This is a genomic window from Legionella gresilensis (genome assembly GCF_900639865.1).
In the GTDB taxonomy this organism is placed as follows: Bacteria; Pseudomonadota; Gammaproteobacteria; order Legionellales; family Legionellaceae; genus Legionella_C; species Legionella_C gresilensis.
This window is the reverse complement of sequence record NZ_CAAAHX010000011.1, coordinates 112,649-124,472: the sequence shown is the minus strand read 5'-3', so window position 1 is coordinate 124,472 and position 11,824 is coordinate 112,649. Positions and strand designations below refer to the sequence as shown.

Below are 11,824 nucleotides of genomic sequence, written 5' to 3'. Positions count from 1 at the left end.
TGGGTACTTAAATATTTCTGAAAATCTTGTAAGGCCAACAAACCTTTTTTAATGTGCATGAGATAAGTGGTAGGTTTGTGTTCCTTAATATTTTGAGTAATTGTTTTTGACAGTAAACCATCGATTTGTGTCGCCAAAGTTTGTGGGTTTGACCAGTTTTTTGGACTTAACAGTTGTTTGAGAAGGGCGGCTAGCTGTTGGAGCTCCTCTGGTTTAGGTTCTTCTAGCGAGAGTTCACCAAAATCATATAACCCTAAATAAATGGTTTGCGATTCCTCATCAATGAGCGCACGCAGTTGATTACCGTGGCGGTCACTATCGAACTGCTTGCCTTGCAAGATATGAATTAATTCCAGAGTCACAATAGCGGTAGCAATGACTTTTTTGGCGGTGCATTGTTCTTGCGTATTGTCAGGTAGGTCATTAAATTCAGTCCCATACATGCGTTCAATCACGCGATAACCATCGCCACTACTCAGGTTGGTTGCCGAGGTTAATAACACCGTGTATTGTTGATTTTGCAGTGTCACCGATAGCGGGAGCTGATACATGGTATGAGCAAGGGCGTTTTGCTTATCGGAGATATGATAATCTAATTCCGCTTGAGATAAACGCTTGGCTTCGTCAAGCATGGTGCTTAAGGTATCGCGCATCGCTTGCGCTCGGGGGTGAGGACATTGCTCAATGGTTTTCATAAGTTGGTCAAAGCCTTTTTCAGCGTCTGCTTTGGCATGCTCACGCAATAAAATCAAGACTTTTTGATTGCCTGGTTCTTTATAATCGATGTCTAGTGCTAAATTGTAAGAGGCTGACCCTAACAAGGCACCCACGTGGTTAATATTCGCGATTTCAACATCAGGTAAAACATCGGTTAAAAGACGCCATAAATCCCAACGGGCAGGGGGATTAGCACGCCCTTTAATATGATGTAAATCCCGTTTGATATAATCAGGTGTTTGCGGATGACTGTGAATGGCTTGCGCAAGCTTAATATAAGCGGGTCCCATATGCTCACATAAAAGCGCTATTTTTTTACCAATGCCAATGTCGTTGTCAGCGGTAGCGGTCTCATTGGTCACCACTATTAAGCCGGCTAAAAGGATACTTCGTTCATATTTATTAGCAACTGCAAGATAGGTTTTTAAAAACTCTAAGGCTAATTCATCATCTGAATTTTTGATATGGGCCTTAGGAAATAGTTTCTGCGCTGCATAAGCAAAGGTGTCTTGATAGGCCGCGACCATTTGCGCATCGGTCACGACTTCACTAGCCGGCAGTGTTAACTGATCCAATAAGACCGCACGCTGGGTTAAATTGCAATCCCAAAATTGATAATAAAATTGATTAAGCGCTATTTTAGTTTGAATAATCTGCTCATCTTTGTTCTTACCAGTTAATATATAATCTGAACCATAATATAGCTCACATAACTTGCTGGCTTTTTCGTGTTCGACCAAATAGATAGCAAAATTGCTTACGGACTCCGAGGTAAGGGGGGTGGAAATAAAATCGAGTGCTTGTTCTTTAGTAAATTTGTCTTCACCTAAAAAAGAGGTGGTTGTAGCTAGATTAGTAAGAATCAATTCATTCTTTTGTTTATTTACTTTTTCATGAATTGTTGAATAACGCTCTGGATAAAGATTCATGCCCATCAATTCACTCACTTGTCGTTGGGATTGGATTGATGAAGCTAGCTTGGCTAATAGGCGCTCTAACTCAATATGAGCTAGCTTTATTGACAGGCTTTCAATGATAGTTTTTATTTTAGTAAGATAGCCTTCTGTATTGTCATCTAAACCTAATAATTCGCTTTGGATACTGACCCAGCTCTCAATAAGATTATTTCGTAAGGTAGCATCCGTTAAGGGTCGTTTGTATTGTTTGCTGTTTAATAAAGCTTCAATAGCTTCGAGCTGTTGCTCTTTAGGTTTTGCTTTGAGCTGGGCTAAAAGTAATTGCCCCCATTCCTGTTGCTCTGCAAAGGAGGTAAATAAGAAATTTGCTTCATAGGCTTTATAAATCGTGACTAAATCATTTATTTCTAATTGAGAAAAAAGTAACTCAGAAGGCTCTTGCTTTAGACAGGCTCTAAAAATTTCTTTTTGATCGATATGTGAATTAATGCGAGCCAATGCTAACAACTGTGCAGTTTCATGGCTAAATAAAGGATAAGGTCCGTAAGTATCAATGTGCTGATTTATAATTTTATCAGCATTTAATAACGCTATCATATTTAATTCTTTCTTATTTAATTCTTTAAAGAAGAGCGATAAATATGCTAGTGTAAATTCTTTGTCAGGAAGGGCAAAATAGTACCATAATAAATGCGGCGGAAAATCATAAACTTGCTTTTCTTTGATTAATGCGATTAACTCATCAGCGCTAAATAAAGAAAACGTTTGCTTCTCATAACGTTGATAAAAACAAAACTGATAATAAAGCGAATCTAACGTTAAATCACAACAAGTTGTAGATACTTGAAGTGATTTTAAATCACGCTTATCTTGACGGCCTAAAAAGAAGCTTTTAACAATAGCTTTCTCTTGTGGCGTTCCCGTTAAAGCAATTTCTGTAAATTTTGCTAATAAACAACGTACGGTAGGATTATCATTATTTAAATTAAGTTTTTTCTTAGACTCGTCCAGATCGGCTGCACCACGTAGCGCTTTTATATTATTATCAAAAAATTGAATAAATTGTTGTTCAAAAGGCTCCGTACTTTGAAATGTATCTACCAATTGATGACGTTTTGTGTCATCTTGGATAACGGCTATTGCTAGCCTACTCCAATTTAAATTATATTGGTTTAATAGCGGATTAGATGTAGAAAATCTAATTAGATCGATATTATTTTCTGATAGTGCCTGTGCTTTAATATTATTAGAAAGATTTTCTAAAATGAGAGGATGCGTTTTAATGCCTATATGCCATAAAAATTCAGCAATATGGCCCTCTTTATCTGCCGCTGCCCATTGTAGAAATCTATCAAAACGATAAGCTTGTTTTTCATTAAAGCCTTGCCAATCAATTTTTTGCCCAATTTGAGAGCCAAAAAACCGGTCACTACCGGTTGGCAATTTGCCTTGGTGATTTTTTTGGTAATCTGCTAGATATTCAGAAGCATGTATTATAGTTATATGTGAATATAACTGTTTAAAAAGTCTTATGAATATTTTTGCTTCTTTTTTAGCTGCTGTTTGATCAATAGCATTGCCAAAATTATTAACAGTGTCCTGTAAGGCTTTAAAAGGACCTAACACTTTTAATTTATTTTCTAGCGCATGAAAAAATTTTGGAAAGGGAACCTGTTGTATGGCTAAATAAATGCGATCAAAACCTGGCACTTTTAATTCAAAGGCCTGATTAATGAGCTTATCAACGGCTTTAATTTGTGCGTCATCAGACCAGTCAATTGTTAAACTATAGAGTAGTCGACAAAACTCACGCACCCGTGCGCTCGGAGCCTGAGTTAATTCATAAGGCAATAACTCATGTTCTTTAAGGGAAGAAAGTTGCTCAGTTAAATAATTAATTTTTGTCACAACAGAATCGTGCTGTTTAAAGCCTTCTTGGTAGAAAAAAGAAGGGCTAATAGTTGCTACTTCAGTATGCACTGCTTCTAACGAACCAAAAAAGATAGGTTCTTTTAGACTAACTGTGTTAGAGGCAAAGTAGGTCATGATGTTTTTAATCCGTTGCTCATATGTTGAGGGTAGACTTTTTCCTCGTACTAGTTTATTTATCATCTCAGGTAGCGCTTGTGAGGGGATTTCATCTTTACGAGCCTCATGAAAGTGTTGTGCACGTCGTAGATAATTAATAACTGCTTCACCATCACCTGACACGTATAAAGCTTCACGATCTAATTCATATTGCATTGATGAGCTTAGATTGTTATTAATCCATACGCCATGCTTTTTAATTGATAGTAGCTGCTGGGCTAGGGCAAATCGTAACTCAGCTCTTAACGATTGATCATCAAGATGATTAAAAAAATCACGATGAAGAATAATAGTTGGCTCCGGAAAGCCTGCTATCGTTTGAATTAATTGATTACCAGCGGTGGTTAAATAAAATTTAACGTTCAGATCAAAGTTAGCAGGTCGTACCTCCTTAACTATGTCATTAAGCAACTGGTTTGTCTGCTTAAGTTGGTTTTCATTAATAGCGAATAATTGATTTTCTTCAATTAAAGCAGGTACAAGTTTATCCAGTTGGGTATTGCCAGTTATCTGTAAATAAACATCATTATCAATTAAACTATTTAATAGTTCTGCGTCTTTCCAATCATACTTTATTGCTGAATAATTTTTTTGTTCACCGCCCTCCATATAACGATGAGATAAATAGTCAGTTGCTTTAAAGACTTCTTTTTTCCAAGAATCAAAAACAATAGCTTCCTCTCCCCAAGTTGAAATATCAGCCAAATCACTATTAGGGTCTCGATTAATCACTAAAAAAACATGATTGTCTTCAATAAGGCCTTGGTCATAATAATCGCTATAAATAACTTCAATCGTCGTGTTCCAAGGTAGACGATGTTCTTTCAATAACTTAACGAGTGAAAGTGACGTATGCTCACCGCATTGACCTACCCGTACCTTCATCCGCTCTAAATACAAGCCTGTACAAAAATTACTAAGTTTTTGATTGAGGTTAGCAATTTCAGATTCATCTAAACTACTTACTAGGGTGCGTTGTGATAGAAAATCTTTGCCATACTGCTTGCGATAATCTACTAAAGCATCTTGTTGTTTAAATCGTTCATTTAAACCGTTATCTTCAATCGCTAGCTCTTGACCGGAATAGAGTATTTCTAGTGAGTTTGACAAGTTTAGTTTAAAGTATTGCTCTATTTTTTTATCTAAAGCTATTTGTTCTGCTTTAAGGATATCTTTATCTGTCCCTTCTTCCATCTTTTGTAGTTCATCAGTTGAAAGAATATACTTTTTTTGGATGATGAGGTCATCGCGTAATTTTTTGATACTATGTTGTACTTCGGTTTGAAAAGATTCTTTGAGCTCTAATGTTAATCTTGTAATTGAAGTGTTATTGTTGTGTAAAAATTGCTTAAACAATTGATTAAGATGTTTATAAAGATAATATAAGAAGCGCTGATCTTTGCCATTTTCTAAAAAATATATTACGTCTTCTAGATTATCAAAATGATTAGGGGTGTGAATGAGTTGTTGGTTAACTTCTTCATTAAGTTGTTTAAGAATAGCTAGATTTCTATCAACTTTAGACTGCATTTGAATTCTACAATAAGTAAAAATTTTGTAATTATATTAAGAAATTATTAAGGGATTATTAAGGAATTATTAAATATTCTATAAGTTTTTGATTATATTAATTAAAATAAAATTATCGTATCAGGGTAAAGTCTTATGTGGTTGATTATTGTGCCCCTAATTTGGGGAAGACCCGCCCCTTTTTGTATGGTTATTCATTCAGTTTGCACCCTGACGTAGGAATATTTTTGAGGTCGTAAAGGGTAAGTTCTTGATTTATGGTGGCTATGGGTAGACTCGAACTACCGACCTCAGCATTATGAGTGCCGCGCTCTAACCGGCTGAGCTACATAGCCACAAGAGGCGTGATTGTGGCTTTTTATGAGTTGTATGTCAAGAAGTATGGAACTAATTTTTAAGAAAAATTTTAGATTTATATCATTTAGAAACAATAAAACTAGATCACTATATTGAGAGATCTAGTTTCATTAAAAGAGAAGTAAATTACTATATTAAATAATTAACAAATAAAGTGCACCGGGACCACGAAGGACTTGAACTAAAAGACGTTGATTTTGTTGTTGTGCAACAGTCTGTAAAGATTTCACATTTGGAGTTGGCTGTTTGTTTGCGGAGACAATAATATCGCCTGGTCTTAAGCCAGCACGCCATCCAGCGCTGTTTTCAGAAGCACCAACAACTTGAACGCCAATGACATTACCGTGTATTGGTGAGTCTTGTTCAAAGTTTCTTAAAGCTAAACCATATAAAAATGGATTGCTTGCTTGTAACTGTTGCTCATGTTTCTTGAGATCAGTTACAACCGCATTCAAGGTCATTTCTCTGCCATCACGATGAATCGTTATTTTAGCATCGCTACCAACACGTAATAGACTGATCGTTGTTTTAACCTGAGTTGCTTGCGTAATTTTAGTATTATTAATTTGCGTAATAATATCACCAGCTTTTAAGCCTGCTTTTTCTGCAGGAGATCCTTCATTTACTTGGGAAACTAAAGCGCCTTGAAAATCTTCCCCGTAACCCATTGCTTGCGCTAATTCAGGCGTTAGGTGTTGCACAAAAATACCCATAAGGCCACGGTGAATAGAGCCAAACTTAATAAGTTGCATGACAACATCTTTAGCCATATTAATAGGAATTGCAAAACCAATACCAACATTACCGCCATAAGGAGAGATAATTGCAGTGTTAATTCCTATTAATTCTCCTTTGGCGTTAACAAGTGCACCGCCAGAATTACCAGGATTAATTGCTGCATCCGTTTGAATAAAATTTTCAACTCCTTCAATATTTAAATCACTGCGCTTCATTGCGCTGATAATACCAAAGGTTGCTGATTGACTATTACCAAAACTATTTAGGCCAAAAGGATTTCCAATAGCAACAACAAAATCGCCAACTTCAGCTTTATCAGAATCGCCTATAGGTAAACTTTTAAGATTTTTTGCATCGATTTTTAAAACTGCTAAGTCAGTTTCACTATCTGTACCGATGAGCCTTGCTTTTAATCGGCGGCCATCATTTAAGGTAACTGTAATTAAATTAGCATTACGTATGACATGATCATTGGTAATAATGACACCATTAGTAGGATCAATGATGACACCTGAACCAATACTTTGAAATTTTCTTGGTTTTTCTGGCATTAATTGTTGATTTTCAGGCGGACTATTCTTGTCGTTATTATTATCATCATCCTCAACATTCGGTAAAGGAGTCTGAATAATACCTTGTACAGCAATATTTACGATAGCAGGCATGGCATTCTTTAACACTGGAGCTAAAGACGGCATAGGTAATACTTGTTGCTGCGTGGATGTGTCAGCGAATAAAGAAAAAGGTAATAAATTTAATAGAAAAATACTCACTAAGAGTCGAAGATAACGATGCATAAATTTATCCTAGTTAGTTTGTGAACCAGATTAGTGTAACCATTCTACCCGTTTGTCCCTCCCTACGATAGGAATAGAACTGTTTTTTATTCTCAAAAGTACATAAATGTGACTGATATACCTTTGAAATTGACATTCTTTTAAGAATTTGTTCAGCAATACTAGGTATATTAATTAACCATTTTTGCTGATAAGGCTTAAAAAAATCTTTAGAAAAAGGGTAATTCCCTTGATAATGTTCATAAACATCATCGCCTACTTCATAGCAATTAGCACAAATGGAAGGGCCAATCCAAGCTTGTAAATCTTCTGGTTTACTTATCATTTGACTAATCGTTTGTTCTAAAATGCCATTGGCTAAACCACGCCAACCAGCATGAATTGCTGCGACTTCTGTGCCTTGACGATTACACAATATAAGAGGTAAACAATCCGCTGTTAAGATTGCTAAAACCCAGTTAGGTAGGCGAGTAATCGCTGCATCAGCAGAACGTTGATCAGTATCTTCGACCACGACACAATCAATACTGTGTGTTTGTTCTAACCATTCAGGCTCAGACGGCACTATAGAACATAGCGCCTGACGATTTGCTTTAACATGTTCGGGATTATCACCGACATGGTTCCCTAAATTGTTACTTGCAAAAACGCCTTCGCTAAAACCACCTGAGCGCTCGGTCGTTAAGGCAAATACATTTACTGGTGCTGTCCAGTTAGGGCGTGTGTAATTCAATATAATTATCCAATGAAATTAATAGATGCTCAAAATCATCAGGCAAAGGTGCTTTAAATGTCAACTGTTGTTCCTTAATAGGGTGTATTAAAGATAACGTATAAGCATGTAACGCCTGCCTTTTAAATTGCTGTAAGGCCATGATTAATTCATCATTGGCGCCCGGCGGAATACGCATACGCGTACCGTAGAGGGGATCACCAACAATAGGGTGTTTTTTATAAGCCATATGAACACGAATTTGATGTGTTCTACCTGTAAAAAGTTCAATATCTAATAATGTATAAAATTGATATTGCTTACGGACATTGTAATGGGTAATTGCTTCTTTACCTTGCTCACGCACGGCCATCTTTAAACGATTATGTGGATGGCGCCCATAAAAGGTATTTACCTCACCGCTAGCAATAACATGACCTTGTACTAAAGCAAGATAAAAACGTTTAATTTCCCGAGCTTGCATCTGTCGTATAAGATAGGTATGTGCAGCAAGGGTTTTGGCAATAATAATTAGACCTGTCGTATCTTTATCTAAGCGGTGGATAATACCGGCACGAGGTAGTGTTTCTAAGTTAGGATTATAATGCAGCAGAGCATTAACTAACGTATGAGTAGGATTTCCTGCGCCTGGATGAACGACAAAATCTGCCGGTTTATTGATCACCATTATTTCATCATCTTCAAACACAATATTAAGAGGAATTGCTTCTGGTGTTAGCTTTTCATTTTTATTTTCTGAAATTAGCTGAAGATCAAGGTGAATAATTTCACCGCCAAGTACTTTATCTTTAGGTTTTAAATAACCATCGTTAACGGTGATTTTTCCTTCTTTTAACCACTGGCTTAATTGTGAACGAGAATAATCAGGAAATAGTTGCGCCAGGACAACATCAATCCGTTGTCCATACATATCTTTAGGTATTGTTATCATATTAAGCCGTGACGCTTTCCTCAATACGTGCGCGTAAAGAGTTTGGCAATGCTTCAGTAATTGTCACTGAAACAAACTGACTAATAAGTTCGGTTGAGCCATCAAAATTGACCACACGATTACATTCTGTCCTGCCAGCTAATTGATGTGCATTTTTCTTCGACTTTCCTGTAACAAGTACTTGTTGCTTACTACCAATCATAGATTGGCTGTACCGAGAGGCGTTTAAAGTTAATCGATTTTGCAGAATTTGCAAACGTTGCTTTTTAACTTCCATAGGAACTTCATCAACCAAATTAGCAGCAGGAGTGCCTGGACGAGGACTATAGATAAAGCTAAAGGAAGTATCAAAACCTATCTCATGAACTAAATCCATTGTGTCTTGAAAATCTTTATCGGTTTCGCCGGGGAATCCAACAATGATATCAGTGGATAAACGAATATCAGGTCTTACTTTGCGTAATTTCCGTATTTTTGATTTATATTCTAATGCCGTGTAGCCGCGTTTCATAAGTGATAAAATTCGATCAGAGCCACTTTGTACTGGTAAATGTAAATGATTTGCAAGTTGCGGCACTTCAGCAAATGCATTGATAAGATTATCAGAAAAGGCAAGTGGATGTGATGTAGTAAAGCGGATTCTACCTATACCTTTAATAGCAGCAAGGTAATGAATTAACAAAGCAAGATCGGCTGTATCACCATTTTCCATTTGTCCACGATAATCATTGACGTTTTGACCTAACAAGTTAATTTCACGTACCCCTTGCATGGCAAGCTGATAGCATTCGGCCAAAACATCATCAAAAGGTCGGCTAATTTCTTCACCACGGGTATAAGGAACTACACAGTAACTGCAATATTTACTACAACCTTCCATAATTGATACAAAAGCAACAGGACCTTCAGCACGTGGTGCTGGTAAATGATCAAATTTTTCAATCTCAGGAAAGCTAATATCAACAACGGGTCTTTTTGTCTGCAAACGCTCATCTAATAACGCGGGTAATCGATGCAGTGTTTGCGGGCCAAACACTAAATCCACAAAAGGTGCGCGCTTAATAATATCACTACCTTCTTGACTAGCTACGCAGCCGCCTACGCCAATAATCACATTAGGATTTGCTTTTTTAAATTCACGCCATTGGCCAAGTTGAGAGAAAACTTTTTCCTGCGCTTTTTCACGAATGGAACAAGTATTTAGAAGTATAACATCAGCTTCTTCTACATTATTTGTCTTTTCAAGATTATGTGAATGTAGTAAGACTTCTGCCATTTTTGATGAATCATATTCATTCATCTGGCAGCCATTTGTTTTAATAAAAAGTTTCTTAGACATAGTTTCTCTGCTAGTTTGCTTCATCAAATAGGGCGCAAGTATACCCTAATTTTTATTTATTTTACTTATTCTTTGTTATGAATATTATGACAGTATGTTTCTTTTATACAGGGTAAAATGGTTAAAGCTATAAAAATGCCTAAAGGTAAAATACCCAATGCTAAATGATAGGCTTCAATGGGGTAAATTCTAATTTGATCTACTGTTTGTCCGTGCCACATTCTATCTAAGATAAAACCAACTAAGGGCTGGCATACGGCAATACCTATCATATTCATCATATTCATAAAACTTAAACCTGTTGCAACATATTGCTTATTGCATAATTCTTTTGCTATTGCAAATGCTGGAAGAAAGGCTGCCGAAAAAACACCAAATAATAGCAGGATTGAATGCATTAAAATGTCAGAGTTAATGGGCGCATAAATAAATAATAAACTTGTAATTAAGGCACCCATACTCCCTATGTACAAAGGAGGTTTCCGTCTACCCATTCTATTAGACAAAATACCCCATAATGGGCTTGCAATAGCCCAGCCAATAAAAACGAAAGAAATATAATCGGCGGCTATGGCTTTGGTAAGCTTCATTTTATACATTAGAAACGGGACGCCCCATAAACCACAGAAAACAGGTGTAGCCATATACATTAGCCCACCGTAGATAGCAACTAACCAGAGTTGCTTGTTTTTAATTAATTGTAAGAAGTTTGACCACACATGTTCTTTTTCACCCTCTGTTTTTGTAGTGGATAAAGATTGGTTAGGCGAGTCTTTGGCAATAAGTAGAATGAGAATTGCTAAAACAATTCCTACCGTACCCATAATAAACATACTTTCCCGCCAGCCATAGCTCTCAATAAGTAACGCTAAGGGTGCTTCGCCGCCAATCGCCCCAAGCATGCCAATAGTGACCATGATACCGGTTAACAAAGCAAATCGTTGCGCAGGAAACCAGTTGGCTGCTAACTTCAGGGTGCCTACAGCGGCAAAAGCAGAGCCAAAACCTATCATTAAACGGGCTAAACATGCTGCATAAAAGCTATTAGTATACCCAAAAGTAATTGTACTTAATGAACATATTAATGTAGCGATAGTAAGTAGTCGTTGTGGCCCAAAATAGTCCATTAAGACACCAGCTGGAAGCTGTAAAGCTGCATATGAATAGAAGTAAATTCCTGATAACACACCTAATGTTTGGCTGGTGACAGCAAAATCACGCATAAGCTCATTACTCATAACGCTTGGCGAAACTTGTAATAAACATTCATAAAAGTAAAAAATACAGCCTAAGCCCCAAACTATCCATGGTAACAGTGAGAACGTCTTCCTAGCCTTTAATCGAGATAGAATATTGGTATAGCCCATTTATATCTAAAACTCCCTAATTTGGTACTTGCATTACGAGTTATTTGGTTATCACCAAAATCAAATATTTATTATTAAATCCTTTAACTTTCATCCTGTCAGATGCGCAATGACTAAATAATAACATTTTAAATACTAGTTGTCTATTAAATGATCAATATAAATTTTAAAAAGACAATAATATCGTTGTCTCGGTTAAAACGCTATTAAATATTGATTAAAAATATATTTTTTAAGTAAAGAAGTATAAAATATAAATTTTAATCTATCTAAGCCTATGGGCTCTTGCTCTACAAACGTTTATCGGCCT

Annotated in this window: 6 protein-coding genes and 1 tRNA gene; all 7 read right to left on the bottom strand. The window is 36.5% G+C overall.

All coding sequences use genetic code 11. From position 1 onward, the window contains the following. The coding region (locus E1P04_RS13545) for a hypothetical protein (RefSeq protein WP_131783442.1) at positions 1–5,252 on the bottom strand (5,252 nt) is incomplete at its 3' end. 258 nt (positions 5,253–5,510) lie between these two features. Next, positions 5,511–5,587, bottom strand: a tRNA-Met gene (locus E1P04_RS13540). Positions 5,588–5,743: 156 nt separating this feature from the next. Continuing rightward, the gene (locus E1P04_RS13535) at positions 5,744–7,144 is read right to left on the bottom strand and encodes a Do family serine endopeptidase (RefSeq protein WP_131783441.1); all 1,401 of its coding nucleotides are present in this window, start codon (positions 7,142–7,144) and stop codon (positions 5,744–5,746) included. Between the two features lie 13 nt (positions 7,145–7,157). Continuing rightward, positions 7,158–7,877 (bottom strand): peptidoglycan editing factor PgeF, encoded by a 720-nt coding sequence (gene pgeF / locus E1P04_RS13530; RefSeq protein WP_131783440.1) that lies wholly within the window; start codon positions 7,875–7,877, stop codon positions 7,158–7,160. Continuing rightward, the gene (gene rluD / locus E1P04_RS13525) at positions 7,858–8,808 is read right to left on the bottom strand and encodes a 23S rRNA pseudouridine(1911/1915/1917) synthase RluD (protein WP_131783439.1); all 951 of its coding nucleotides are present in this window, start codon (positions 8,806–8,808) and stop codon (positions 7,858–7,860) included. The genes pgeF and rluD overlap by 20 nt, the downstream gene beginning before the upstream one ends. Position 8,809: 1 nt before the next feature. Further along, positions 8,810–10,147: a tRNA (N6-isopentenyl adenosine(37)-C2)-methylthiotransferase MiaB gene (miaB, locus tag E1P04_RS13520; RefSeq protein ID WP_131783438.1), complete on the bottom strand. Its 1,338-nt coding sequence runs from the start codon at positions 10,145–10,147 to the stop codon at positions 8,810–8,812. Positions 10,148–10,212: 65 nt separating this feature from the next. Continuing rightward, positions 10,213–11,514, bottom strand: coding sequence for an MFS transporter (locus tag E1P04_RS13515; RefSeq protein ID WP_131783437.1), 1,302 nt, complete (start codon positions 11,512–11,514; stop codon positions 10,213–10,215). Between the last annotated feature and the right edge of the window lie 310 nt (positions 11,515–11,824).

Bases quoted from the DNA above. Each gene is read 5' to 3' on its own strand.
- E1P04_RS13535 (WP_131783441.1), bottom strand. From the start codon at position 7,144: ATGCATCGTTATCTTCGACTCTTAGTGAGTATTTTTCTATTAAATTTA.
- rluD (WP_131783439.1), bottom strand. From the start codon at position 8,808: ATGATAACAATACCTAAAGATATGTATGGACAACGGATTGATGTTGTC.
- miaB (WP_131783438.1), bottom strand. From the start codon at position 10,147: ATGTCTAAGAAACTTTTTATTAAAACAAATGGCTGCCAGATGAATGAA.
- E1P04_RS13515 (WP_131783437.1), bottom strand. From the start codon at position 11,514: ATGGGCTATACCAATATTCTATCTCGATTAAAGGCTAGGAAGACGTTC.